25 protein-coding genes are annotated in these 25,638 nt (G+C 45.0%); 3 read left to right on the forward strand and 22 right to left on the reverse strand.

Annotation, left to right across the window (positions count from 1 at the left end; genetic code table 11):
* Positions 1 to 122: 122 nt before the first annotated feature.
* The 16 genes from FJD32_RS22375 to mioC form a co-directional block, all read right to left on the reverse strand.
* Positions 123 to 2,216, reverse strand: coding sequence for a TonB-dependent receptor (locus FJD32_RS22375; RefSeq protein WP_140907421.1), 2,094 nt, complete (start codon positions 2,214 to 2,216; stop codon positions 123 to 125).
* Between the two features lie 259 nt (positions 2,217 to 2,475).
* Positions 2,476 to 3,840, reverse strand: a complete 1,365-nt coding sequence (gene glmU, locus FJD32_RS22380) for a bifunctional UDP-N-acetylglucosamine diphosphorylase/glucosamine-1-phosphate N-acetyltransferase GlmU (protein ID WP_140907422.1) — start codon at positions 3,838 to 3,840, stop codon at positions 2,476 to 2,478.
* 170 nt (positions 3,841 to 4,010) lie between these two features.
* On the reverse strand, positions 4,011 to 4,439 hold the full coding sequence (locus tag FJD32_RS22385; RefSeq protein ID WP_011624645.1) for a F0F1 ATP synthase subunit epsilon: 429 nt from the start codon (positions 4,437 to 4,439) through the stop codon (positions 4,011 to 4,013).
* Positions 4,440 to 4,475: 36 nt separating this feature from the next.
* Positions 4,476 to 5,867, reverse strand: a complete 1,392-nt coding sequence (gene atpD / locus FJD32_RS22390; protein WP_205403018.1) for a F0F1 ATP synthase subunit beta — start codon at positions 5,865 to 5,867, stop codon at positions 4,476 to 4,478.
* Between the two features lie 35 nt (positions 5,868 to 5,902).
* Entirely contained in the window at positions 5,903 to 6,763 is an 861-nt protein-coding gene (atpG, locus tag FJD32_RS22395) for a F0F1 ATP synthase subunit gamma (protein WP_037413431.1), read from the reverse strand.
* A 50-nt stretch (positions 6,764 to 6,813) separates the two neighbouring features.
* Positions 6,814 to 8,355: a F0F1 ATP synthase subunit alpha gene (gene atpA, locus FJD32_RS22400; RefSeq protein ID WP_037413433.1), complete on the reverse strand. Its 1,542-nt coding sequence runs from the start codon at positions 8,353 to 8,355 to the stop codon at positions 6,814 to 6,816.
* Positions 8,356 to 8,369: 14 nt separating this feature from the next.
* On the reverse strand, positions 8,370 to 8,903 hold the full coding sequence (gene atpH / locus FJD32_RS22405) for a F0F1 ATP synthase subunit delta (RefSeq protein WP_037413434.1): 534 nt from the start codon (positions 8,901 to 8,903) through the stop codon (positions 8,370 to 8,372).
* Between the two features lie 16 nt (positions 8,904 to 8,919).
* Positions 8,920 to 9,390, reverse strand: coding sequence for a F0F1 ATP synthase subunit B (gene atpF / locus FJD32_RS22410; protein ID WP_011624650.1), 471 nt, complete (start codon positions 9,388 to 9,390; stop codon positions 8,920 to 8,922).
* A gap of 38 nt (positions 9,391 to 9,428) precedes the next feature.
* Complete coding sequence (gene atpE / locus FJD32_RS22415; RefSeq protein ID WP_006083840.1) at positions 9,429 to 9,680, reverse strand: F0F1 ATP synthase subunit C; 252 nt, start codon at positions 9,678 to 9,680, stop codon at positions 9,429 to 9,431.
* 70 nt (positions 9,681 to 9,750) lie between these two features.
* Positions 9,751 to 10,545, reverse strand: a complete 795-nt coding sequence (atpB, locus tag FJD32_RS22420) for a F0F1 ATP synthase subunit A (protein WP_037413438.1) — start codon at positions 10,543 to 10,545, stop codon at positions 9,751 to 9,753.
* Between the two features lie 12 nt (positions 10,546 to 10,557).
* Entirely contained in the window at positions 10,558 to 10,941 is a 384-nt protein-coding gene (locus tag FJD32_RS22425) for an ATP synthase subunit I (RefSeq protein WP_011074336.1), read from the reverse strand.
* A gap of 225 nt (positions 10,942 to 11,166) precedes the next feature.
* Positions 11,167 to 12,045, reverse strand: a complete 879-nt coding sequence (locus tag FJD32_RS22430; RefSeq protein ID WP_037413441.1) for a ParB/RepB/Spo0J family partition protein — start codon at positions 12,043 to 12,045, stop codon at positions 11,167 to 11,169.
* A gap of 9 nt (positions 12,046 to 12,054) precedes the next feature.
* On the reverse strand, positions 12,055 to 12,843 hold the full coding sequence (locus FJD32_RS22435; RefSeq protein WP_140907423.1) for a ParA family protein: 789 nt from the start codon (positions 12,841 to 12,843) through the stop codon (positions 12,055 to 12,057).
* A gap of 74 nt (positions 12,844 to 12,917) precedes the next feature.
* Positions 12,918 to 13,538: a 16S rRNA (guanine(527)-N(7))-methyltransferase RsmG gene (gene rsmG, locus FJD32_RS22440; RefSeq protein ID WP_140907424.1), complete on the reverse strand. Its 621-nt coding sequence runs from the start codon at positions 13,536 to 13,538 to the stop codon at positions 12,918 to 12,920.
* 117 nt (positions 13,539 to 13,655) lie between these two features.
* Positions 13,656 to 15,545: a tRNA uridine-5-carboxymethylaminomethyl(34) synthesis enzyme MnmG gene (gene mnmG, locus FJD32_RS22445; protein WP_037413447.1), complete on the reverse strand. Its 1,890-nt coding sequence runs from the start codon at positions 15,543 to 15,545 to the stop codon at positions 13,656 to 13,658.
* Positions 15,546 to 15,985: 440 nt separating this feature from the next.
* On the reverse strand, positions 15,986 to 16,426 hold the full coding sequence (mioC, locus tag FJD32_RS22450; RefSeq protein ID WP_037429343.1) for an FMN-binding protein MioC: 441 nt from the start codon (positions 16,424 to 16,426) through the stop codon (positions 15,986 to 15,988).
* Between the two features lie 179 nt (positions 16,427 to 16,605).
* On the opposite strand from mioC, the gene FJD32_RS22455 reads away from it, so the two are divergent.
* The gene (locus FJD32_RS22455) at positions 16,606 to 18,153 is read left to right on the forward strand and encodes a POT family MFS transporter (protein ID WP_037429342.1); all 1,548 of its coding nucleotides are present in this window, start codon (positions 16,606 to 16,608) and stop codon (positions 18,151 to 18,153) included.
* Between the two features lie 197 nt (positions 18,154 to 18,350).
* Here the strand turns inward: FJD32_RS22455 and FJD32_RS22460 are convergent, their stop codons facing one another.
* A complete protein-coding gene (locus FJD32_RS22460; protein ID WP_088586440.1) occupies positions 18,351 to 19,232 on the reverse strand; it encodes a LysR family transcriptional regulator in 882 nt (293 codons plus the stop codon).
* 169 nt (positions 19,233 to 19,401) lie between these two features.
* Here FJD32_RS22460 and FJD32_RS22465 point away from each other — a divergent pair, with 169 nt between their 5' ends.
* Both FJD32_RS22465 and FJD32_RS22470 read left to right on the forward strand, forming a co-directional pair.
* The gene (locus tag FJD32_RS22465) at positions 19,402 to 20,247 is read left to right on the forward strand and encodes a DUF6671 family protein (protein WP_140907425.1); all 846 of its coding nucleotides are present in this window, start codon (positions 19,402 to 19,404) and stop codon (positions 20,245 to 20,247) included.
* On the forward strand, positions 20,244 to 21,212 hold the full coding sequence (locus tag FJD32_RS22470; RefSeq protein WP_140907426.1) for an L-threonylcarbamoyladenylate synthase: 969 nt from the start codon (positions 20,244 to 20,246) through the stop codon (positions 21,210 to 21,212). The genes FJD32_RS22465 and FJD32_RS22470 overlap by 4 nt, the downstream gene beginning before the upstream one ends.
* A gap of 154 nt (positions 21,213 to 21,366) precedes the next feature.
* Here the strand turns inward: FJD32_RS22470 and mnmE are convergent, their stop codons facing one another.
* The 5 genes from mnmE to rpmH form a co-directional block, all read right to left on the reverse strand.
* Complete coding sequence (mnmE, locus tag FJD32_RS22475) at positions 21,367 to 22,728, reverse strand: tRNA uridine-5-carboxymethylaminomethyl(34) synthesis GTPase MnmE (RefSeq protein ID WP_140907427.1); 1,362 nt, start codon at positions 22,726 to 22,728, stop codon at positions 21,367 to 21,369.
* A gap of 104 nt (positions 22,729 to 22,832) precedes the next feature.
* Entirely contained in the window at positions 22,833 to 24,458 is a 1,626-nt protein-coding gene (gene yidC, locus FJD32_RS22480) for a membrane protein insertase YidC (protein WP_037429332.1), read from the reverse strand.
* 3 nt (positions 24,459 to 24,461) lie between these two features.
* Positions 24,462 to 24,716, reverse strand: coding sequence for a membrane protein insertion efficiency factor YidD (yidD, locus tag FJD32_RS22485; RefSeq protein ID WP_037413461.1), 255 nt, complete (start codon positions 24,714 to 24,716; stop codon positions 24,462 to 24,464).
* Positions 24,683 to 25,039, reverse strand: coding sequence for a ribonuclease P protein component (gene rnpA / locus FJD32_RS22490; RefSeq protein WP_011070422.1), 357 nt, complete (start codon positions 25,037 to 25,039; stop codon positions 24,683 to 24,685). Before rnpA ends, yidD begins: the two co-directional genes overlap by 34 nt.
* A gap of 16 nt (positions 25,040 to 25,055) precedes the next feature.
* On the reverse strand, positions 25,056 to 25,193 hold the full coding sequence (rpmH, locus tag FJD32_RS22495; protein ID WP_011070423.1) for a 50S ribosomal protein L34: 138 nt from the start codon (positions 25,191 to 25,193) through the stop codon (positions 25,056 to 25,058).
* Between the last annotated feature and the right edge of the window lie 445 nt (positions 25,194 to 25,638).

Genomic DNA, 25,638 nt, shown 5'->3' on the forward strand with positions numbered 1-25,638 from the left:
TTCGAATCAAGATGGGTAGCTTTTAAATTGGATTAATTAACTTTATGAAAAATAATAAAAAAGCAGTTCACCTATCGATGAACTGCTTTAAGCGAGCTAAAACTTAAGCGTAGAAAGTGAAATTAGAACTTAGCTTCAAGCGCCACACTGAAGTTACGATCTTGGCCAATAGTGACCATCTTATCGCTACCACCATCTAAGTATTCAGTATCAAATAGGTTTCTCACGTTTGCGCGGATGCTTACGTCTTTACCCATAATATCCATAGTGTAGGCAGCACCGATATCAAAACGGACGTAACCATCTTTGGTGATAGTGTTAGCAGTATCAGCAAAACGCTCACCAACGTAGATAGCACCAAAGTTCATCGCAAAGTTGTCAGTTACTTCGTAACGAGTCCAGATATTGGCAGACCATTCAGGGGCATCAATAGGAGTATTACCTTCACGATCATCACCCGTCTGATATTCAGCATCTAAATACATCATCGATGATGTCACAAACCAGCTATCTCCAATTTTGCCTTGGGCACCCATTTCAAAACCACGGTGCTTTTGCTCACCGCCTTGGGTAGTGATATCAGTATAATCACCAATAGGCGTTGGCAATTTTTCTGAAATGGTAATGTTTTCAAGTGTGATATCGAATACCGCTGCCGTTAGCAGCAAACTATCGTCAAACAGTTCCCACTTTGTTCCCACTTCATATTGAATACCGTATTCAGGCTTTAGGTTAAGTTTGTTATTGATATCGTATTCGTTATTCACTGCACCTTGTGGGGTGAAGCTTTTTGAATAGTTGACATAAATACTGCCATTATCCATAGGCGAATAAATCACCCCGAATTTTGGCGATACGGCATAGCTATTTTCCCCTTCACCGTCTTTTTTCTGCTCGTCATAACGTACACCTGCAAGCAATTTCCATTGTTCGTTGATAGTCATTAAATCTTGCAGATAGAAACCGTAGTATTTGTATTCGCTTGGAGCACTTAATTTACCCTGATGGTAATCAAGGTCAGGCTGAACAACCGGTTGTCCAGGGATCACTGTTTGAGTTGCACCACGAGCGATTTGTTGCTGGTAGAAGTAATCTAAATAGTTGGCACCAATAAGGAATTGATGTTCCAAGCCTGCTAATTCAAACTCGCCCGTAAAATCAATATAAGCAGTTTTATGCTGCCAATCGTCATATCGATCAAAAGGCTTGATGCTATACCCCTTGGTGAAGGGATCTGCCGCATAAACAGGGGCAGAGTCGAAACGTTGGCGATTAAATTGTTGATCGTTGTAGCCGACTTTAACTTTCCAGTCGTCAGTCATTTGCCAAGTCAGATCAGCACCTAAATTTGAAACAGTATTATCGGTAAAGGCCCAAGGCGCGTCCCATACGGTTTTACGCTCGCCAATCACATTGCCTTGTTTATCTAACCAGCCACCCGCATCGATGCCCGCTTTGTCTTGGGTATGGTCGTACTTAACCGATAACAAAACATCATCACTGATATCAAATTCTAAATTTAAATAACCTAACCAACGATCACGCTCTTGGTTTTCATTAGTAGTTGAATATTCGCGCCAGTATTTAGTGTCTTGCTTAACCAATACGCCACGATAACGAATGCTTTGAGCATCGTTTAAGCTGCCACCCGCATCTAACTGCGCACGGGTAGAGCCGTAGCCATCAGTATCAAAACCTAAATCGAGCATTGAATCATAGGTCGGCTTTTTGGTGACCATATTAACCAAACCGCCAGGACCGGATTGGCCATACAACATACTTGAAGGGCCTTTTAGTACCTCAACCTGTTGTAGCGTTTCAATAGGTTGAACGTAATGAGACCATTGCTGGTGGCCGTTGATGAGATAACCGTTGCCCGAATCGAGTTCGAAGCCACGAATACTGAAGACTTGGCGGTTCCAACGAGTAGTACCCGCCGTTACGCTCGAATCGTTAACTAAGACTTCCGCAAGGTTTGTTGCTAATTGTTCATCGGTAACAAAATCAGGGATAACATTAACGGACTGCGGGGTATCCATTAAGTCAATATCGCCACGCATAGCGCCCGATGCGCTCCCGACTTTATAATCGTTAAAAGTACGGCCTGTTACATTAATACGTTCAATGTTTGCATCGTTTGGCGCTTCTGCCATAACAGGCATCGCCATTAATGCAGCCCCAACGGCCAAACCTACAACTGAATATTTAAATACCATTGCCAACACCTCAAGTAGACCTTTCGTCTTAGAATTGCAGGCAATATAAATAAGAATTGTTTTTATTTAAGATTCTTTACATGGATTTACAATTTAGCGTGACTTAGATCAACTTTGAATAAAAACAATGAATTAGCCATAACACCACAGTATTAATTCAACATTAATTTAGCTGATTTTTATTTGGAGAGGATTTTGACCTTTGACAAAAAAACATAAAGCGGCTAATTGCCGCTTTGTATAACAAAAAATGAAGCCGTTACTTCTTAATCTTTACCGGACGTTGCCAGCCAGTCAGATGTTTTTGCTTAACACGGGTGATCACTAGCTCATCCTCACCCACATCACGGGTAATTGTTGACCCCGCACCAAGCGTCGCGCCTTTACCAATAGTCACCGGCGCCACCAGCTGAGTATCACTTCCCACAAACACATTATCTTCAATCACGGTTAAGTGTTTATTGGCACCATCGTAATTACAGGTAATAGTGCCCGCACCAATATTCACACCCGCACCGATTTGCGCATCGCCTAAATAGGCTAAGTGACCCGCCTTAGACCCCACACCTAAAACGGCTTTTTTCATCTCAACGAAGTTACCGATATGGGCATCTTGCATTAACTCAGCACCGGGGCGTAAACGGGCAAAAGGCCCCGCACTGGCTGCTACGCCGAGTTTAGCACCTTCGATAATAGAGTAAGGTTTGATCTCGGCATTATCGGCAATTTCACAATCAATCAGAATTGCACCAGCGCCGATGCTAACGTTATTGCCAATCACCACTTTACCTTCGAAAATCACATTCACATCGACCATCACATCCATACCCACGGTCACTTCACCACGGATATCGATACGGCTTGGATCGCGCAGATTAGCACCAGCAATCATCAGCTTTTCGGCTTCACGGGCCTGATAAGTGCGCTCAAGTTGTGCAAGCTGCACGCGGTTATTAGCGCCTTCCACTTCGATAGCAGATTGCGGCTGAGCAGTATTAATCTCAACCCCATCGGCGTGGGCCATGGCGATAATATCCGTTAGATAGTATTCACCTTGGGCATTGTTATTCGATAGGCGACCAAGCCAGGTTTTTAATGCATTACCAGGAACCGCCATAATGCCCGTGTTAACTTCATTAATAGCAAGTTGCTCGGGATTAGCATCTTTTTGTTCGACAATACCGACAACCTTGCCCTGTTCGCGGACGATACGGCCATAGCCAGTAGGATTGGTTAGATTGACGGTTAAAATTGCCACGCCATTATCGGGACGCGCAGCGAGCAAAGCTTCAAGTGTAGAGGCTTGGATTAACGGCACATCACCGTAAAGGATCAGCACAGTATCATTATCATCGATATTAGGAATCGCCTGAGCGACCGCATGGCCAGTGCCTAACTGCTCGGCTTGCAACATCCAATTGAGTTGCTGCTCACCCAAAGCGGATTTTAATTTATCGGCACCGTAGCCATAAACGAGCTGTATAGCATCACTGCCAATATGGTGTGCAGTATCAATCACATGCTGCACCATGCTCTTATGAGCGATAGGATGTAATACCTTGGGAAGATCCGAGCGCATGCGAGTTCCTTTTCCTGCTGCCAAGATCACTACATTTAATGCCATTGCCATATCCTTGATTAACATCCCAAAGGGATAAACTGAGCTCTATTTAATGGCGCAATTTTAACGGAAAGACGAAGCAAAGCGAAATGCAGATATTAAAACCGATGGAAAAAACCAACAAAAAAGGCGGGTATCTTTCGATAACCGCCTTTTATCACAAACAATAACCTTTATCTGGCAATGTTTTTCTTGATGGTTTCAACAACACGTAATTGAGCCATTGCTTTCGCTAACTCAACCATAGCGGCATCATAATTAAAGTCCGCACCCGCAGTTGCCATATGGGCTTCTGCACGACGCTTGGCTTCTAATGCTGCCTGCTCATCAATATCTTTGGCACGCATAACCACATCAGCTAACACAGAAACAGAAGAAGGTTGTACTTCCAGTAAACCACCAGAAAGATAAAACACTTCTTCGCTGCCGTCTTGTTTGACAATGCGCGCCATGCCAGGTTTGATATAGCTTAACAGTGGAGCGTGGCCATGCATGATGCCCAACTCACCTTCAGAACCGGTCACTTGTAGGCTCGCTACGCGACCAGAGAAGATACTGCTTTCTGCGCTGACTATATCAAGCTGTACTGTCATGGCTGCCATCCCGTTCTCCTTAAAAAACTAAGTATGACTACTTAGTTATTTCTTTTTGTTAGCTTTCTCGACAGCTTCGTCGATAGAACCAACCATGTAGAACGCTTGTTCTGGAATGTGATCGAACTCACCACTCAGAATTCCCTTGAAGCCACGGATAGTGTCTTTCAGAGAAACGTACTTACCAGGAGAACCAGTAAAGACTTCTGCTACGTGGAAAGGCTGAGACAAGAAACGCTCAATCTTACGTGCACGGGAAACGGTCATCTTGTCATCATCTGACAATTCGTCCATACCGAGAATCGCAATAATGTATTTCAGCTCTTTGTAGCGTTGCAGAACAGTTTGTACACCGTTAGCTACGTCATAGTGCTCTTGACCAACCACTAATGGATCTAATTGACGAGAAGTCGAATCCAATGGGTCAACCGCTGGGTAAATACCCAGAGAAGCGATTTGACGTGACAATACAACAGTCGCATCTAAGTGAGCGAAGGTTGTAGCTGGTGACGGGTCAGTCAAGTCGTCCGCAGGTACGTATACCGCTTGTACAGAGGTAATAGAACCCGTCTTAGTTGAAGTAATACGCTCTTGCAGAACGCCCATTTCTTCAGCCAGAGTGGGTTGGTAACCTACCGCAGAAGGCATACGACCTAACAGTGCTGATACTTCAGTACCGGCTAGGGTGTAACGGTAAATGTTGTCAACGAACAACAGTACGTCACGACCTTCGTCACGGAACTTTTCAGCCATAGTCAGACCGGTCAGTGCTACACGCAGACGGTTTCCTGGTGGCTCGTTCATTTGGCCATAAACCATGGCTACTTTGTCGAGAACGCCAGAATCTTTCATCTCGTAGTAGAAGTCGTTACCCTCACGAGTACGCTCACCTACACCAGCGAATACAGAAAGACCTGAGTGAGCTTTAGCGATGTTGTTAATCAGTTCCATCATGTTAACTGTCTTACCAACACCCGCACCACCGAACAGACCTACTTTACCACCCTTAGCGAATGGACATACAAGGTCGATAACCTTGATACCCGTCTCTAACAGTTCAGTCGTGTTTGATTGCTCTTCGTATGAAGGAGCGCTGCGGTGAATCACATAACGTTCTTCTTCGCCAATTGCACCAGCTTCATCAATAGGGTCGCCTAAAACGTTCATGATACGGCCAAGAGTGGCGGTACCAACAGGAACAGAAATAGGTGAACCTGAGTTTACTACCTCAAGACCACGACGCAGACCATCAGAAGTACCCATAGCGATGGTACGAACTACACCACCACCTAGTTGTTGCTGAACTTCCAGCACCAAACCATTACAGGAGCCTTCACCTGTGATCTTCAGAGCGTCATATACCTGAGGTACGGCATCTTGTGGAAACTCTACGTCCACAACCGCGCCAATCACTTGGACAACAGTACCTGTGCTCATGATTAATCCTCTAAAACTTGTATTCGTTACCTAACCTAAACCGCAGAGGCACCAGAAACAATTTCCGACAGTTCTTGCGTAATCGCAGCCTGACGAGCCTTGTTATAGACCAATTGCAAATCGTCAATCAGTGTACCCGCGTTGTCCGTTGCCGCCTTCATCGCCACCATACGGGCAGCTTGTTCGGAAGCAATGTTTTCAACAACACCTTGGTAAACCTGAGATTCTACATAACGAACCAATAAGGTATCCAAAAGGGCTTTTGGATCAGGTTCGTAGATGTAGTCCCAACGATGAGCAACCTCATCATCTTCCGATTTAGGCAAAGGTAGCAGCTGCTCGATCACAGGAGTCTGCGTCATAGTGTTTACAAACTTGTTGAACACTACATACAGACGATCCAGTTTGCCTTCGTTGTAAGCATCTAGCATCACACGTACTGTCCCGATCAGGTCAGCGAGCTTTGGCGCATCGCCTAAACCTGAAGCATGGGCAGAAACCTGTCCACCGAAGCTTTTGAAAAACTGCACACTACGAGCACCAATAGGACAGAATTCAAATTCTGCACCTTGCTCTTTCCAGCTTTTCACGTCTGCAACAACCTTTTTAAAGAGGTTGACGTTCAGACCACCACAAAGGCCACGGTCGGTTGCCACAACAATGTAACCAACCCGCTTAGCCTCTCTCACCTCTAAGTAGGGGTGTTTATACTCGAGAGAACCTTGCGCTACGTGACCGATCACCTTACGCATGTTTTCCGCGTATGGACGGCTCGCAGCCATGCGTTCTTGCGCTCTGCGCATTTTGCTGGCTGCCACCATTTCCATGGCGGACGTGATCTTCTGAGTGTTTTTTACACTCGCGATCTTGGTTTTAATCTCTTTAGCGCCGGCCATCTCTACTCTCCAATCTGGACCTGAGGTGTCTTAAGACACCTCTATCATTGTTACCAGGTTTGGGTTGCTACGAACTTGTCGAGGCCAGCTTTTAATTCAGCTTCGATATCGGCGTTATAATCGCCAGTCTCGTTGATAAGCTTGATTAAAGCAGCATGCTCGCTGTTCATGTACGAGAGCAGAGCGGCTTCGAAATCACCAACTTTTTTCAGCTCAATGCCCTTCAGGTAACCTTTTTCAGCTGCGAAAATAGACACAGCTTGAGCAGCTACACTCATAGGAGCATATTGTTTTTGCTTCATCAGTTCGGTAACACGCACACCATGCTCTAGCTGAGCACGAGTTGCATCGTCTAAGTCAGATGCAAACTGTGAGAACGCAGCAAGTTCACGATACTGTGCAAGAGCAGTACGAATACCACCAGACAGTTTCTTGATGATCTTAGTCTGAGCCGCACCACCAACACGAGAAACAGAAATACCTGGGTTAACCGCTGGACGTAAGCCAGAGTTAAACAGATCAGTCTCAAGGAAGATCTGACCGTCAGTAATCGAAATTACGTTGGTCGGTACGAATGCAGATACGTCACCCGCCTGAGTTTCAATAATAGGCAGCGCGGTTAACGAACCGGTTTTACCTGTTACTGCACCTTTAGTGAACTTTTCTACATAATCTTCGTTTACGCGTGAAGCACGCTCTAGTAAACGAGAGTGTAGATAAAATACGTCACCAGGATAAGCTTCACGGCCTGGTGGACGCTTCAATAGTAACGAGATCTGACGGTAAGCAACTGCTTGCTTAGACAGGTCATCGTATACGATCAGAGCATCTTCACCGCGGTCGCGGAAGTATTCACCCATAGCACAACCAGAGTACGGTGCTAAGTATTGCAGCGCAGCAGCTTCAGAAGCTGTAGCAACCACAACGATAGTGTTAGCTAATGCACCGTGTTCTTCTAGCTTACGCACTACGTTAGCGATTGTAGAAGCCTTTTGGCCTACTGCTACGTATACGCACTTAATGCCAGAATCGCGCTGGTTGATGATTGCGTCGATCGCCATGGCTGTTTTACCAGTTTGACGGTCGCCAATGATCAATTCACGTTGGCCACGACCGATTGGGATCATAGCGTCAACGGCTTTATAACCAGTTTGAACTGGTTGATCTACTGACTTACGCTCGATAACACCAGGAGCAATCACTTCAATAGGAGAGAAACCATCGTTGTTGATAGCTCCTTTTCCGTCAATAGGCTCACCCAGAGTGTTAACTACGCGGCCTAACAGGCCACGACCGACTGGAACTTCCAGAATACGGCCAGTAGTTTTAACTTTTACGCCCTCTGCTAAATCAGCATAAGGGCCCATTACTACGGCACCGACAGAATCACGTTCAAGGTTCAACGCGATTGCAAAACGGCTACCAGGCAGTTCGATCATTTCACCTTGCATCACATCGGCTAGGCCGTGGATGCGGATAATGCCGTCACTAACCGCAACGATAGTACCTTCGTTACGAGATTCGCTAACGACTTCGAACTGCTCGATCCGCTGCTTAATCAGATCGCTGATTTCAGTGGAATTCAGTTGCATGCTCAAACTCCCAATTACGACTGCAGCTTTTCAGACAGACGCGATAACTTACCGCGGACAGAGCCATCAATGACTAAGTCACCTGCCTTAATGATTACACCGGCGATAAGCGCGGCGTCAGTGCTGCAATTCAGCTTAACTTTGCGTGCGAGACGTTTCCCTAAAGAAATACTGATCTGCTGCTGTTGTTCAGAGCTGAGCTCAGCTGCAGAAACCACATCGGCTTCCACTTCTTTTGCCCACTCATTACGGTATTGAGCAAAAAGCTCAGATACAGCAGGTAGTACCTTTAAGCGACCGTTTTCAGCCATTACCTTTATCAAGTTTTGACCTTGCTCATTGATTTGCTCACCACACACACTGATAAAGAGTGCGGCGAGTTTGGTGCTGGCTAAAGAGCCAGTCAGCAGTGGCTGCATGGTTTCGTTTTCACTAACCAATGCGGCAAACGTGAGCATTTCAGCCCAGGTATCCACTGCGTTGTGTTCAACAGCAACGTCAAAAGCTGCCTTTGCGTAAGGGCGAGCGATGGTGGTTAATTCAGCCATAACTCAAACTCCCTTATCAAATTTCAGCGACTAGTTTATTAACTATGTCACTGTGGGCGGCTGGATCAATAGAACGCTCAAGGATCTTCTCAGCACCCATGATGGCAAGAGTAGCAACCTGCTTACGCAGATCCTCTTTCACGCGATTACGTTCAGCTTCAATTTCTGCTTTACCCTGAGCGATGATTTTGGCACGCTCAGCGTCTGCTTCGGCTTTAGCTTCTTCCACTATTTGAGCTTTACGCTTGTTAGCTTGCTCAATAATTTCGTTAGCCGTCACCTTGGCTTCTTTTAGTTGGTCAGTCGCTTTCGCTTGAGCCAACTCTAGGTCTTTTACCGCACGATCAGCATCAGCTAGACCGTCAGCAATCCTTTTTTGGCGCGCTTCGATGGCATTCATCAAAGGGGGCCATACAAACTTCATGCAAAACCACACGAAGATGATAAAGGCGACCGTCTGACCGATTAGGGTAGCGTTGAAATTCACAACAGCCTCCTATTTAGAGTTAAGACAGAAGCGTTTTCTTACAGCATTGCACCCAGTGGGTTGGTGAACAGCATGAATAATGCGATACCAACACCGATCATTGTTACGGCGTCTAACAGACCCGCTACGATGAACATTTTAACTTGCAGCATAGGAGCCATTTCTGGTTGACGCGCAGCGCCTTCCAGGAACTTGCCACCTAATAAGCCGAAACCGATTGCAGTACCAAGAGCACCCATACCAATCAGCAGAGCAACAGCGATAGCTGTCATGCCTAAAATCGTTTCCATCTGTATCTCCAGTATCTAAAATCTAAATCTAATTAGTTGATGATTTAGTTTAAAATTTCTTCAGCAATCCTTAATGATCTTCATGGGCCATGCTTAAGTAAACAATGGTCAACATCATGAAGATAAACGCCTGCAGCGTGATAACCAAAATGTGGAAAATTAACCAACCTAGTTGCAGAGTCACACCTAGGGAAGATAATAACAAGTTGGTACCATACATCAGCGCAATAAGGATGAAGATCAACTCACCTGCGTACAAGTTACCGAATAGACGCAATGCCAATGAAATTGGTTTAGCGATTAAGGTAACAGTCTCTAATAGGAGGTTGACGGGTATCATTGCCTTATGGTTAAAGGGCTGTAGCGTCAGTTCTTTAACAAAACCAGACACGCCTTTGACCTTAATGCTGTAGTAAATAATCAGCACAAACACACCGATAGCTAAGCTGAAGGTGATGTTTACATCAGTCGTCGGAACCACTTTTAAGTATGGAATTCCCGCTAAACTTGCTAGCCAAGGCAGCCAGTCTACAGGGAGCATATCCATGAAGTTCATCATGAATACCCATACAAAAATGGTCAGAGCTAAAGGCGCGATCACGGCATTGCGGCCATGAAAACTTTCTTTCACGCTGTTATCAACGAACTCCACGATCATCTCGATAAAGCATTGCAGCTTACCGGGAACACCTGAAGTCGCTTTTTTACCAACACTACGGAAAATCCACAGGAACAGAACACCAAGACCAACCGAAAAGAACAACGAATCAATGTGCCATGTCCAGAAGCCTTCACCAACGTGTAGGTTGGTAAGGTGATGCTGGATATAGCCCTGCGGTGTTAACGCTTCACCAGTTGCAGCCATGATTCATCCCACTTAACTTTGCTTGAAGTATAAAGGAGCTGTCCAATGCACGATCAACGTCAGCACGTAACAAACAAAAAGAGGCATAAATGCGACCTTAAGATTGATAAACACTAGCGAAAACATTGCGATGGTTAACAGCAACTTTACCGCTTCCCCCCAGTAAAAAGTTTTAATCACTTTTGCAGCTGAACTTGCTCCCGTATGGGAGAAAGCGAGGGTCGCGAATACAAAATTAGGGAGCACAGCAATTGAACCACCTGCTAATGCAGAATAGCCAAACTGAACTCCCCACACGACGAAAAAGAGAATTGAAGCACCCCCAGCCACCGCCGCCTGCATCATCACCAATTTATAGGCTGACCACCGGCCACGACGCGCTAAAACCTTACTCAACTCATCCTCTCCGCATTTATACTTTTTGTTTCGATGACCGGATGACAAATATCCGTATTTATGTCGATGCACAAAAAGCTTGCGAAAGTATACCTTTTCACGCCTTCATTGCAACTTTGAGATAAGGAAAAACAGCACTTTTAACGTGATATAGCGTCAAAACAGTCAAAATCCAAAATTAACATATGTCACAAATTTACATTAAAAACTGTTAATCTACAGACATTAACGAATTTTGCTAAGAATTCCGTCTAATTCAGCCAGATTCTGATAGTTAATTACAATTTTACCCTTCCCCTTACTGCTATGAGCGATCGAAACCTTGGCACCTAATCTTTCAATTAACTGCTGCTCTAAACGACAAACATCTTGATCTTTAGTCGTAGTTTCGACGGGTTTGGGTGGATTTAAGGTTTGATTAATCAATCGTTCAGTTTCGCGAACGGTTAATTCCTTGGCTGCCACTAATCTCGCCAGATTTGTTTGTTCTTCACCCTCAATTGCGAGCAAAGCGCGCGCATGGCCCATATCAATATCGCCATACTCGAGTAAACGCTTAACAGGCTCATTTAAACCGTTTAAACGTAACAAGTTAGATACACTCGCCCGAGATTTTCCCACAACATCGGCGACCTGTTGGTGAGTCAGTTCAAATTCTTGCATTAAACGTTGTAATGCAATGGCTTCTTCCATGGCATTTAAGTCTTCACGCTGAATGTTTTCGATCAAGGCGATAGCAATAGCGGCATCATCGGGAACCGCTTTAACGATACAAGGGATTTTTTCAACACCCGCCAATTGGGAAGCGCGCCAACGGCGCTCACCGGCAATAATCTCATACTGGTTATTGCTAACTGGGCGCACTACAATCGGCTGGATAATGCCTTGATTACGGATGGAATGGGCAAGTTCTTCCAATGCCTCGGGAGACATGTCCTTACGAGGTTGGTATTTTCCCGGCTGTAATAGGTCGAGATCAAGATGGATAAGTTCTTCTTTTTTATCGACAACGACCACTTCTTCCGTGTGTTTTTTACTCGCGGCGTGGCTATTACTCAGTAAGGCATCTAAGCCTTTACCTAACCCTCTTTTCTTTAACGTCATGGTTTTCCTTTACGCTCGCTTAGCCTGAGTTTTCTGTTCGGAACGGCGGATCATCTCACCAGCCAGCGCTAAATATGCTTTAGCTCCCGCGCTCGATTTATCATAATACATAGCGGGTGCACCAAAGCTCGGCGCTTCGGCCAAACGCACGTTACGCGGAATAACAGTGCGATACACCTTATCGCCAAAGTGTTGTTTTAGCTGATCGGACACATCATTTGAAAGACGATTACGCGGATCATACATAGTGCGTAAAATCCCTTCTATCCCAAGACCAGGATTCACCACGGCTGCCAATTTGGTGATGGTATCGATCAAGGCGGTTAAACCTTCCAGTGCAAAGTACTCACACTGCATTGGCACCAGCACAGAATCCGCCGCCGACATAGCATTAACCGTCAAAATGTTGAGCGAAGGAGGGCAATCGATAAAGATATAATCGTATTGATCTTTTATCGGCGCGAGCGCATTACGTAACCGCACTTCACGGGCAAAAAACTCCATGAGTTTGATTTCCGCCGCAGTCACATCGCCATTACTGGCAATTAGATCGTATTTTCCCGTGGTGTCTTTGACCACTATTTCATCGAAGGGCTTTTCTTCTACCAGCAGTTCGTAAGCCGTGTTTTCGACTTCGTATTTATCGACACCGCTGCCCATAGTGGCATTGCCCTGTGGATCAAGATCGATCAGTAGTACTTTACGCTTAGTCGCGGCTAATGAGGCGGCTAAATTGACACAAGTTGTTGTTTTCCCTACGCCACCTTTCTGGTTGGCCACGGCAATTACTTTACCCACAATGTCACCCTGTATGTAAATTCTGGTTTATTGCCTACTTAAAAATCCATTCAAAATGAGGAGCTTTAAGCCTGTTATTCTTTGATTATTTTGAGTAAATGTCTTTGCTCATCGAGTTTTGGCACCTTGAGTTCGATGGTTTCAGTTATCGCAAAGCCAGCGGGGATTTGTTGCATCTCTTCATCACTCAGTTGTCCCTTGAGCGCATAAAATTGCCCATGCTCAGCAGGCAAGTGATGGCACCATGTCAACATATCATGGATTGACGCAAAGGCACGGCTTAGCACACCATCGAACTTTTGCTCGGGTTGATAGGCCTCAACTCGGCTTTCTATCGAACTGATATTATGAATGCCTAATTCGAAGGCTACTTGTTTTTGAAAACGAATGCGTTTACCTAAGCTATCAAGTAGCACAAAAGTTTTATCTGGATTCATAATCGCCAATGGGATGCCAGGCAGTCCAGGACCAGTTCCAACATCAATAAAGCGTTCACCTTGCAGATGTTTTGATACCACTAAGCTGTCCATGATATGACGGACAAGCATAATCTTGGGATCTCTTACTGAGGTTAAGTTATAGGCTTTATTCCATTTGTTGAGCATGCCAACAAAATCAAGCAGTTGCTTTTTCTGCTCAGCGGTAGCGGGCAGATTAATTTCGGCTAAATAGGCCTCTAACTGGGCAGATAACACTGAACAACCTCAACAAAAATGCAATGATAAACTCGTCGGCTATTATGAAGCCCTGAAACGTCGAAGGGAAGCCTGAATGCTTCCCTTCTGCGACCAAACTGGCGATTAAGCTAGCTTTTACGCGCTCTTGCGTAATAAACCACGTTTTTTCAGATGTACTAGCAGAATTGAAATAGCTGCTGGGGTGATACCTGAGATACGTGACGCTTGACCAATGGTTTCAGGCTTATGGCTATTTAACTTAGCAATCACCTCATTTGAAAGCCCAGGAACCTCTTTGTAATCAAGGTTCAATGGCAAACCCGTGTTCTCATTACGTACCGCTTTATTGATCTCTTCCTGCTGACGTTGGATATAGCCAGAGTACTTAACTTGGATCTGTACTTGCTCAGCGGCGAGTGGATCGGTAAGACCAGGACCAAAGCCTTCAATCTGCATCAGTTTGTTGTAATCCATTTCTGGACGACGAAGTAATTCTTCAAAAGATGCTTCGCGAGAAATAGGCGTATTCAAGTGCGGATTTAACACTGGCACTAATGGAGAGTTTGGATGGATCCACTGGCTACGTAGACGTTGTAGCTCTAATTCGATCGATTCCAGTTTTTCACTGAAAGACGCCCAGCGCGCATCATCCACCAGACCCAGTTCACGACCTTTTGCGGTTAAACGCAGATCGGCGTTGTCTTCACGCAGCAATAGGCGGTATTCGGCACGGCTGGTAAACATGCGGTAGGGTTCTTTAGTGCCTAACGTCGATAAATCGTCAACCAATACTCCGATGTAAGCTTCATCGCGACGAGGGCACCAAGCTTCTTTGCCTTGAACTTGCAGTGCTGCGTTCATCCCAGCGAGTAAACCTTGGGCGCCAGCTTCTTCATAACCGGTTGTACCGTTGATCTGGCCAGCAAAGAATAATCCATTAATGGTTTTGGTTTCTAACGAGTTTTTAAGATCTCTAGGATCAAAATAATCGTATTCAATCGCGTATCCTGGACGTACGATCTCAGCATTTTCCATCCCTTTGATCGAACGAACCAAATTTAACTGTACATCAAAGGGAAGACTGGTAGAGATCCCGTTAGGGTAAATCTCATTGGTGTTTAAGCCTTCTGGTTCGATAAAGATCTGGTGCGATGATTTATCAGAAAAACGATGGATCTTGTCTTCGATAGAAGGGCAGTAACGTGGGCCGATCCCCTCGATAACACCGGAGTACATTGGGCTTCTATCTAAACCTCCACGAATAATATCGTGGGTTTTTTCATTGGTATGGGTGATCCAACAAGAAATTTGTTTCGGGTGATGGCTCAAATCGCCCATAAATGACATTACAGGTAATGGCGTATCACCTTTTTGTTCTGTCATTTGAGTAAAATCGATGGTATTGGCGTCGATACGTGGTGGTGTACCGGTTTTTAAACGGCCAACACGGATAGGCAACTCGCGTAAACGATGGGCGAGTGCGATAGATGGTGGATCGCCTGCACGACCGCCACTGTAGTTTTCTAACCCTATATGGATCTTACCACTGAGGAAAGTCCCTGCGGTTAATACGACTGCGGCGGCTTCGAAGGCTAGTCCCATCTGGGTAACGACACCGATAACGCGATCATTTTCTACAACAAGATCATCTACAGCTTGTTGGAAAATACGTAAGTTAGGTTGGTTTTGCAGAATATTTTGGATCTTCTGACGATATAACGCGCGATCTGCTTGTGCACGAGTTGCTCTAACCGCTGGGCCTTTACTCGAGTTTAAGGTTCTAAATTGGATCCCTGCATAGTCGGTTGCGATCGCCATTGCACCGCCTAATGCATCGATTTCTTTAACCAAATGACCTTTACCAATGCCACCGATCGCTGGGTTACATGACATTTGTCCTAAAGTATCAAGATTATGCGTTAGCAATAATGTCTTAGAACCCATTCTTGCTGCGGCTAATGCGGCTTCAGTTCCGGCATGACCACCACCAACTACAATAACATCAAACCGTTCATGAAAATGCATGACCTTACCTTTAAAAACTTAAGTGACCCAATGAGAGCCGATCATTTTAGCATTTGCTTTGATTGAGGTGAATGATCATTTTTCGAAAATAGATCCAGTGGATCGGGACTAATAGATCTTAAGATCTTTATAGAGATCTTCTTATTATGTTTACTATTAGGATCGCACTTTCCTGTGGGTAAGGCTAATTTCTCTTTTATATCAGTGGTTAATGAGCTTTTGATCCTGTGATCTAACCGAGATCTACTGTCATTAAAGGTGGGGATAGATCCGCTATTTATCCACAGGGTGGATCTTTGAGCGGATCATGATGTGAATAGCACAGAGGTTGATCAGATCTAAATAATAGTTTATCCACAAAAATATACATATAAATAGTTTTTTGTGGATAAATAAGATCTAAACTGTGGGTTGTTTCAGGTATTTTGAAAATGAGGATCTTAAATTTGATCTTGCCATTGTGCCAACCACGCTAAAGCTGGGTCTTCTGGCACAGGATCCTGTTGTACATCGATCTGGATCTTATCCACAAACGCTTTTGCACCGCTATATTCAAGTCCATCAACAAGCTTCTCTGGGCCTTGGCAAAAGGTGTCATAACTCGAATCACCAATGGCACATAATGCGAACTTAATTTGGTGTAGATTTGGTGTATTGAGTAGAACTTCTTTACAAAATGGCTGTAGATTATCGGGAAGATCACCTGCGCCATGGGTTGATGAAACGATGATCCAGAGGGAATAGGGTTGCAGTAAATCCAGTGTTGGACTTAAAAAAGTGTCTACTTCATGCCCTAATTTGGTCAGCTGAGCCTGCATTTCATCTGCAATATATTCGCTGCTGCCTAGGGTGGTACCGACTAATATAGCAATTTTGGTCATTGTTACTGCTCTCTGTGGTCGTTAATTTTCTATCATTTTTGGGGCTTACATCTACTTAGCGTATTTTGTTGTATAAATTTAGCCAATATTGATTCGCAGTCTGTTAGTATCCTTGGCTGCAATCTTGGTTTTATACCGATAACCTTAAGTTTTTTATAACAATTATAATAGGATAACAGATGACTACACCTGTTGATGCGCCAAAATGGCCACGTCAAATCCCCTATATTATTGCCAGTGAAGCTTGTGAGCGTTTCAGCTTTTACGGCATGCGCAACATTCTAACACCTTTCTTAATGACAGCACTTTTGCTGTCCATTCCGGAGGATCTCCGTGGCGCTGTGGCTAAGGACGTGTTCCATTCCTTTGTAATTGGTGTGTACTTTTTCCCATTATTGGGTGGCTGGATTGCGGATAGATTTTTTGGTAAGTACAACACCATTCTTTGGTTAAGCTTACTTTATTGCGTGGGCCATGCTTTTTTGGCGATTTTTGAGCACAGTGTGCAAGGTTTTTATACGGGGTTATTTTTAATTGCTTTAGGTTCTGGTGGGATAAAACCTTTAGTATCTTCCTTTATGGGCGATCAATTTGATCAGACTAATAAGTCATTGGCTCAAAAAGCCTTTGATATGTTCTACTTTACGATCAACTTTGGTTCTTTCTTCGCATCCTTATCTATGCCATTGTTACTTAAAAACTTTGGTGCCGCTGTTGCTTTCGGGATACCCGGCGTGCTGATGTTTATAGCGACGGTATTTTTCTGGTTAGGTCGTAAGCGTTATGTGCATATGCCGCCAGAACCAAAGGATCCCCATGGTTTTTTACCTGTGATCCGTAGTGCTTTGCTGACTAAAGTGGAAGGTAAGGGAAATATCGGTTTAGTGTTGGCACTCATTGGTGGGATATCTGCTGCCTATGCGCTGGTGAATATCCCAACTCTAGGAATCGTCGCGGGCCTTTGTAGTGCTATGGTGCTACTGATGGGGTTTGTAGGAGCTGGCGCTTCATTACAACTTGAGCGTGCTCGAAGCTGTCATCCTGATATTGCGGTAGATGGCGTACGCTCAGTTCTTCGAATTCTGGTCTTATTTGCGTTGGTGACCCCATTTTGGTCGCTATTCGATCAAAAGGCTTCGACTTGGATTTTGCAGGCTAACGATATGGTTAAACCTTCGTGGTTTGAACCTGCAATGATGCAGGCTTTAAATCCACTGTTAGTGATGTTATTGATTCCATTTAATAACTTTGTGTTATACCCCGCGATTGAGCGTATGGGGATTAAGTTAACCGCATTACGTAAAATGGGGGCGGGGATTGCCATTACTGGATTGAGTTGGATTGTGGTGGGGACGATTCAATTGATGATGGATGGTGGTTCAGCACTTTCGATCTTCTGGCAAATTCTACCTTACGCTTTGCTGACTTTTGGTGAAGTTCTGGTTTCGGCGACAGGATTAGAGTTTGCCTATAGCCAAGCGCCTAAAGCGATGAAAGGGACTATCATGAGTTTTTGGACGCTTTCCGTTACCGTTGGTAACCTCTGGGTATTGCTTGCCAATGTGAGTGTTAAAAGTCCTGCTGTGACTGAGCAAATAATGCAAACGGGGATGAGCGTGACGGCATTCCAAATGTTTTTCTTTGCGGGTTTTGCTATTTTGGCGGCATTAGTGTTTGCACTGTATGCCCGTTCATACCAAATGCAAGATCACTACCGGCAGGTATGATTGAGCTGATATTTTTTGGTTAAGATGTTTAAATTTTGGTAATTCATTGGTTTAAGCCAATGATGCTGCAAAATGCCAGCCAATTTCAGCCCTAAATTGGCTGGCAAAACACCTCAGATCGGGTTAATAGATGAATAAACGCACCTGCCGCTTATGTGCAACTAAAATCAATCCCAATCGACTGATTGTGATATCAGTTACTCCATTTTTGTGCTTAACAAAGTATGTAAGATCGGTAAATCAACGTGTCTTTTAGCGGTTATGGCATAAAAACTTTCAGTCACACAATCTAAGGCCGCGTAGTTTTTCAATAGTCCCGCTTGAATCTCATCTTGTACAACCACTTCAGGTACCACGGCCACCGCACCCGAATCCCGCGCTAATAGTCTGAGCATCGCCATATCATCGACTTCTGCATAAGGGGTTAGTGAGAGACCATGTTGCTCGCAGTACAAATCAAATTGCCTACGAATATCACTGTCGGGGCCTGGTAATAGTAATTTTACTTTTGTGAGATCCTCTGGAAAGCGTAATGCATTGAATTCCGCTTTATTTGGGCCGACTAAGCATACGCCTTGCTGAGCAATTAATTTACAGCGCCAAGGGGTTGAAGAGTCCGATGCCACAGGGCGATTTGAGAGGATCAAATCTAATTTATGTACACGCAATTGCTCGAGTAGATCATCAAAGTTGGATGATTTTAAAGCAAGTTTGACGTTATTTAATTTAATGACCGGGCGTAGTAAGTTTTCTTGGAAATTGCGTGAAAGGGTCGCCACTGCACCTATTCTTAGTAGCTGAAGCCTTTGGTGCTCGCCATTTTCCATAACTGAAAGCAATTCGTGGCCTAAATTAAAAATTCCTTCAGCGTACTCGAGAACGAGATGCCCAACCTCTGTCAGTAATAATGCTCGGCCTTGACGGTGAAACAGATCATGCCCTAGTTGTTCCTCTAACTGTCTGATCTGGGATGATAAAGCCGATTGTGAAATGTTTAGCCTCTGGGAGGCTCGAGTTAAATGCCCTTCTTTAGCGACAGTCCAGAAGTAATGTAGATGGTGAAAATTGAGGTTTCTCATAGAATCGTTCACTTATATAGAACGTTATGTAAATATCTATCTATTTTACATCCCATCACTGATACGGCAACAATAGCCTTCCTTATTCAGCGTCGTTATCGCGTTGTAGAGGGCTAGGTTTGCTTAAAGTTAAGAATTACCCCCCTCACTTCAGGAGTGAGTATTCATCATGGATCATCAATCACATTATAAAATGCCAAAGCGAATTGCCTTGTTAAGCAAACATGGCAAGGCAGCACAAATTGCGCCAATTCTGTCGCCACTTGGGATTGAAATTGTCGCAACGGATGCATTTGATACCGACATGCTGGGCACCTTTTCTGGAGAAGTTGAGCGTACGCTTTCACCACTAGAGTGCGCTAAGAAAAAAGCGCGACTCGCCTGTGAGTTAACAGGTTTAGAGGCGGGGTTAGGCAGCGAAGGTAGCTTTGGTGGAGGGCCTTTGCCAGGAATAATGAATTGGGATACGGAGCTAATCGTACTGCATGATGCAAGGCAAAATATTGATATCGTAGCGAATGTATCTGGTCCGGTAAGCTTGCAAAGTTTCCAAGGGGATGATGTGAGTGCACTTAGTGCGGCGTTATCTGGTGCCGAAGAGGGTCAAGCGTGGATAGTTAAGGTTGATGGTCATACGATCAAAGGTGTAGCTAATCTAGATATGTTGCTGGCCACATTAGAAGCGATGAATCTAGGGCCTGAAAATGGTCGTTTTGCTTGCCCAATTGATGTCGCTCCAGACCTTCGCGCGATGCATTCTCCGCTGCGGCAGCAATATATTATCAAGGCTGCACAGCAACTGGTTGAGCGCCTTCAAACACACTGCCCACAATGTCATCAAGCGGATTTCTGGCTACGCGATCGCATCGTTGGTTTGCCTTGCCGCGAGTGTGGTACGCCAACAGATCTCGCTAAAGCTTTTATCCGTCAATGTCTTCACTGCCAATATCAACAAATTGAAACCAAAGAGGAGAGTGTGGCTGATCCTTATCGTTGCCACTGGTGTAATCCATGAGAACAGAAAGACTTAATGCGCTGAATCCTGATGATTTACAACGTGCGGGAGAGTTGCTAATCGCGGGCGAACTAGTCGCAGTACCGACTGAAACTGTCTACGGGCTTGCGGCGGATGCCAGTAACCCTGAAGCGGTTGAAAAGATTTTTTTGGCTAAACAACGTCCTAGAAATCATCCACTCATAACTCATATTGGCAGCATCGATCAGCTTTCTCGTTGGGTTAACGTTATTCCAGATTGGGTTGCACCACTTGCCGAGGCGTTTTGGCCTGGGCCGCTGACACTTATCTTTGAGCGTCATCCCTCGGTTTCGGATGTTATAACCGGTGGATTGCCCAGTATTGCGATAAGAATGCCTGATCATCCGGTGCTTTTATCACTACTGCAACAGTTCAATATTGCCGTTGCTGCTCCATCTGCAAACTTACATAAAAAACTCAGCCCGACCAGTGCAGAGCAAGTATTGAGTGGGCTTGATGGAAGGATTGCTGCTGTACTCGATGGCGGCATTTGCAGTGTGGGTACTGAGTCGACTATTTTACGGATCAGTGAAAATCAAGCTGAGATTTTACGAAGTGGTCCATTATCCGCGAGGGATTTTCAGCCCTACTTACCGTTCCCCGTTATTACGCCTGAATGCCATCAAGAAGCTATTTCTGGCAATATGAAAGTCCATTATCAACCTAATGCCAAAGTCGTGATTTGTGCTGCTTCACTCGCAACGCAATTTTATGCAGAGCCTGAAGCTACGGGGATATTGGGATATTCTGCACAGATGGAAAATATCCATTGCCAACATAAGCTGATATTACCTAACAACCACCAAGGATATCGACAAGCACTTTATGCCTCTCTTTACGCATTAGACCTAAAGGGGATTAAAACACTTTTGGTTGAAGCGCCGCCTCGTCTTGAGGAGTGGGCTGATATTTGGGATCGATTAAACCGCGCGGCTGCGGAATAGCTTCTCTGTGGTAGGGTCCAGTTTTTTGCAAAAAAATGCCCCTCGTTAAAATGTTAACGAGGGGCATATGCTTTTTGATAGCAACCTTTTAATCATCAATAAAATATTTAAAAATAATAATATTGATTTTAATTTATCGGATGCGTTTACTCTTTTACTTTCCAATACAGAATGAGCTAAAAATTTTGCCGAGTAGATCGTCTGAAGTAAAACGGCCAGTGATTTCAGACAGGGCGAGTTGCGCCATTCTGAGCTCTTCTGCTAACAGTTCACCTGCGAGATAAACCTCTAATTGCTCTTTACCTAGTTGCAGATGGCTTGCGGCAACATCCAATGCTTCGAGGTGACGACGACGGGCGATAAAGCCACCTTCGAGGTTGCTTTGATAACCCATCAAGGATTTAAGGTGTTGCTTTAATTCCTCTACGCCCAGACCGGTTTTGGCCGAGATCCTATACACGCTATAGCCTTTTTCTTCAGTCATCTCGAGGTTTTCACCGGTGAGATCGGCCTTATTGCGGACAACGGTCACGCCTAAATTGGTGGGGAGACGATCGATAAAATCCGGCCAAATATCGTGGGGATCGACGGCATCCGTGGTGGTGCCATCGACCATAAACAACACCCGATCGGCACTGTTGATTTCATTCCAAGCGCGCTCGATACCGATTTGTTCAACCGTATCTGTGGTATCACGTAAACCTGCGGTGTCGATAATATGCAGTGGCATACCATCTAAATGAATGTGTTCGCGCAGCACATCGCGAGTGGTGCCAGCTATTTCGGTCACAATGGCCGACTCTTTACCGGCGAGCGCATTAAGTAGACTGGATTTTCCGGCATTGGGGCGACCGGCAATCACCACCTTCATCCCTTCGCGGATAATCGAGCCTTGCTTGGCACTGGCTTGGACGGCGCTGAGTTTGTCGATGATTTTGTAGAGTGCATTGGCAATTTTGCCATCACTTAAAAAGTCGACTTCTTCATCGGGGAAATCAATCGCGGCTTCGACGTATAAACGCAGATGGGTGACTTGATCCACCAGCTCATGCACTTCCTTCGAAAACTCACCTTGCAGTGATTGCAGCGCGCTTTTGGCGGCTTGCTCACTGGTGGCATCGATAAGGTCGGCAATGGCTTCGGCCTGGGTTAAGTCTAGTTTATCGTTCATAAAGGCCTGTTCGCTAAACTCACCAGGTTTGGCGATGCGAATGCCTTTGACTTCTAATACGCGCTTGATCAGCATATCGAGGACGATTTGACCACCGTGGCCCTGCAGCTCTAATACATCTTCACCCGTGAAGGAATTAGGGCCTTTAAAAAACAGTGCGATACCTTGGTCTATCACTTGGCCTGAGGCATTTTTAAAGTCGCAGTAATCGGCGTAACGGGGTTTAGGTAAATGACCCAATACGGCCATGGCCACATCGGTTGCCTTATCACCAGAGATACGAATGATACCTACGCCGCCCCGTCCGGGCGCGGTGGCCTGTGCCACGATAGTGTCAGTTGTCACGGAAATACCCATTAATATCGATCAAATTACCTAAAGGAAAAGGCGGCCAATGAAGCCGCCTTTTTGAATATGCTGAGCTGTTAGCTCCGATCTAGCGCTTGGGCTTATTTTAAGCCTTTTTTCTCTAGACCTGCATAAATAATCTTCTGCTGGATGATGGCAACAATGTTACCCACTAACCAGTACAGTACTAGACCCGATGGGAACCACAGGAAGAATACGGTAAAGATCACTGGCATCCATTGCATCATCTTCACTTGCATTGGGTCCATTGTCGGTGCGATGGGTTGCATTTTTTGCATCACAAACATGGACACACCCATCAGCAGCGGCAGAATGTAGTATGGATCTTGTACTGATAAGTCGTGGATCCATAACATAAATGGTGCGTGACGCAGCTCGAAGCTCTCTAGCAATACCCAGTATAGGGCAATAAAGATTGGCATCTGTAAAATAATAGGTAAACAGCCACCCATAGGGTTAACTTTTTCCTTCTTATACAGTTCCATCATGGCTTGACCCATCTTTTGACGGTCATCGCCGAAACGCTCTTTTAGTTCCTGCAGTTTTGGCTGTAGGTTACGCATCTTAGCCATTGAGGTGTACTGCGCTTTGGTAAGCGGGAACAGTAAACCACGAACGGTTAAGGTGATCAGGATAATTGCCACACCCCAGTTACCCACAAATGATTGATAGAACATCAATAACCAGTGGATTGGAACGGCTAACCACCAAAGGAAACCGTAATCAACTACTAGGTTTAAGGTATCAGATAACGCAGATAGCGCTTTTTGATCTTTAGGGCCAACATAGAACTGTGAGCTAATTTCTTGCGTTGCACCTGGTGCAATATCATATACCGCGCCACGGAAACCAATGTTCGCTAAACCGCCAGCGCTTACACTCGAGAAAATCGTGTTGCTATCGGTTGCTGGTGGGATCCAAGCTGATACGAAGTAATGTTGCAGCATCGCCGCCCAACCACCGAGAGTCGGTTGATTGAGGTTGCTCTTGCTCATATCTTCAAACTTGTACTTTTCGTAACGTACATCTTGAGTCGAAAACGCGGCGCCACGGTAAGTTGGCATCATCATGCTGCTTTCAGATGGCTTGATGGTCTGTTTAATCTGACCGTACATCTGAACTTGTAATGGAGCAGCTGAGGTGTTGTTGATTTTGTAATCGATATCAACGTTAAACTTGCCACGATGGAATACAAACACTTTTGTGTAAGTCACACCGTTATCAGCCACATAGGTCAGTGGTACTTCTAAGGTGTCTTGGCCATCGGCTAAGGTAAATTCAGTTTTGCTGGCGGCAAATGCGGCGCGACCTTTAGCACTGCTATCGATACCATCACGGCCAATTAGGCCACTCTGAGCGATATAAGTGTAATCTTTGGTTTGCTCAAGCAAAACAAATGGCTGGTCTTTACCCTGTTCCAATTTATGTGAAACCAGTGCAGCAAAAACAATATCACCACCCACAGGGTTGATTTGCACATCGAGCTGATCGGTTTTAACCGTGATTAGATTTTGCGTCGCAGCGACTGCTGCTGGCACACCAGTATCCGCTTCTGGAACATCAGCACTGTGATTAGTGGTCGCATTCGCCACTACAGACGATTCGGTTGCAACGGGTTTTGGAGCTTTGTCTGCTTGCCACTGTTGCCACAGCAAAAAGCTGACAAACAGTAGTCCTATTAGCAATATATTGCGTTGAGATTCCATAGCCTATTTATTACACCTGTCATTTTTAGGGGGGACGGGATCACTACCGCCGGGATGCAAAGGGTGACATTTTAATATGCGTTTCAATGCAAACCAACAACCTTTCGCGGTTCCGTGCACTTTTATTGCCTCAATGGCGTAATGAGAGCAAGTGGGATTGAAACGACATCGAGGTCCCAAGATTGGGCTGATGAAGATTTGATAGCCACGAATAAACGTGGTTGCTAGCCATTGTAGCGGCGACTGAGTTTGCGCCATAGCTTTTCTATCAACTTGTTGAGTTCGGCATTTTCCATTTCCATCACCCCATTTCTAACCAGCACAACAATATCAAGATGAGGAATATTGTGTTGATTGAGGCGAAAACTATCTCTGATCACTCGCTTAATGCGATTTCGCTGATTGGCACGTTTTACGTAGCGTTTAGCAACAGTAAGACCCAGACGCGGATGTTGTTCCGAATTAGGAATGGCAAGCAAGGTTATTTCAGCAGAAGATGCTTTGATGGGATTGGAAAATACAGATTTAAATTGCGCGGGAGTTAGCAAGCGTAACTCCCGCGTAAAGGTATAGCTAGTCAACTAGTTATCCACTTAATTAAGCAGATAAACGAGCGCGACCTTTCGCACGACGACGTGCAAGCACCTTACGGCCGCCTGCAGTAGCCATACGAGCGCGGAAGCCGTGAGAACGCTTGCGCTTCAGGTTGCTAGGTTGAAAAGTACGTTTACTCATGATGGCAATCCGTCTTTGTTATTAGTGAACATATCCTTATCTCCACGAATAGAGGTAAGGGTAAAAAAGAGGCCGAATTGTAATCACTTTACTTGTCCCCGTCAACAACGAAAGTCAGCAAGTGGGTTATTTCTGCCAGCGTATCCTTAGATCAACTCCCCCCACACACTATAAGATGTGGATAACTCTGTGTATGGACACTACATCTAGTAGTTAAGAGGATCTGTTAACAGATCAAAGGGGCGCCATTATAGATCAATCTGGATCGCTTAATAAAGCGGGATTTTCCCTATTTGTTGAATAAAAGGATCGAATTTGATCTTTGATGATCGAGGATGCTGACAAAGAATGATCTTGTTGGGGATAATTATTTTTTAAGGATAGCGATCCTTGAGATCTCGCTATAGAATACACCTCTTTTTGATGATCTTTTGGGGATAACTTA

It is taken from the genome of Shewanella sp. LC6, from assembly GCF_006385735.2.
GTDB lineage: Bacteria > Pseudomonadota > Gammaproteobacteria > Enterobacterales > Shewanellaceae > Shewanella > Shewanella xiamenensis.

Coding starts and splice junctions, on each gene's coding strand:
- atpB (WP_037413438.1), bottom strand. CDS start 10,545: ATGGCTGCAACTGGTGAAGCGTTAACACCGCAGGGCTATATCCAGCAT.
- mioC (WP_037429343.1), bottom strand. CDS start 16,426: ATGACCAAAATTGCTATATTAGTCGGTACCACCCTAGGCAGCAGCGAA.
- FJD32_RS22430 (WP_037413441.1), bottom strand. CDS start 12,045: ATGACGTTAAAGAAAAGAGGGTTAGGTAAAGGCTTAGATGCCTTACTG.
- rpmH (WP_011070423.1), bottom strand. CDS start 25,193: ATGAGTAAACGTACTTTTCAACCTAGCAACCTGAAGCGCAAGCGTTCT.
- atpA (WP_037413433.1), bottom strand. CDS start 8,355: ATGCAACTGAATTCCACTGAAATCAGCGATCTGATTAAGCAGCGGATC.
- FJD32_RS22460 (WP_088586440.1), bottom strand. CDS start 19,232: ATGAGAAACCTCAATTTTCACCATCTACATTACTTCTGGACTGTCGCT.
- yidC (WP_037429332.1), bottom strand. CDS start 24,458: ATGGAATCTCAACGCAATATATTGCTAATAGGACTACTGTTTGTCAGC.
- FJD32_RS22470 (WP_140907426.1), top strand. CDS start 20,244: ATGAGAACAGAAAGACTTAATGCGCTGAATCCTGATGATTTACAACGT.
- atpE (WP_006083840.1), bottom strand. CDS start 9,680: ATGGAAACGATTTTAGGCATGACAGCTATCGCTGTTGCTCTGCTGATT.
- glmU (WP_140907422.1), bottom strand. CDS start 3,840: ATGGCATTAAATGTAGTGATCTTGGCAGCAGGAAAAGGAACTCGCATG.
- yidD (WP_037413461.1), bottom strand. CDS start 24,716: ATGGCGCAAACTCAGTCGCCGCTACAATGGCTAGCAACCACGTTTATT.
- FJD32_RS22465 (WP_140907425.1), top strand. CDS start 19,402: ATGGATCATCAATCACATTATAAAATGCCAAAGCGAATTGCCTTGTTA.
- FJD32_RS22385 (WP_011624645.1), bottom strand. CDS start 4,439: ATGGCAGCCATGACAGTACAGCTTGATATAGTCAGCGCAGAAAGCAGT.
- atpD (WP_205403018.1), bottom strand. CDS start 5,867: ATGAGCACAGGTACTGTTGTCCAAGTGATTGGCGCGGTTGTGGACGTA.
- FJD32_RS22375 (WP_140907421.1), bottom strand. CDS start 2,216: ATGGTATTTAAATATTCAGTTGTAGGTTTGGCCGTTGGGGCTGCATTA.
- FJD32_RS22455 (WP_037429342.1), top strand. CDS start 16,606: ATGACTACACCTGTTGATGCGCCAAAATGGCCACGTCAAATCCCCTAT.
- mnmG (WP_037413447.1), bottom strand. CDS start 15,545: ATGCATTTTCATGAACGGTTTGATGTTATTGTAGTTGGTGGTGGTCAT.
- atpH (WP_037413434.1), bottom strand. CDS start 8,903: ATGGCTGAATTAACCACCATCGCTCGCCCTTACGCAAAGGCAGCTTTT.
- atpG (WP_037413431.1), bottom strand. CDS start 6,763: ATGGCCGGCGCTAAAGAGATTAAAACCAAGATCGCGAGTGTAAAAAAC.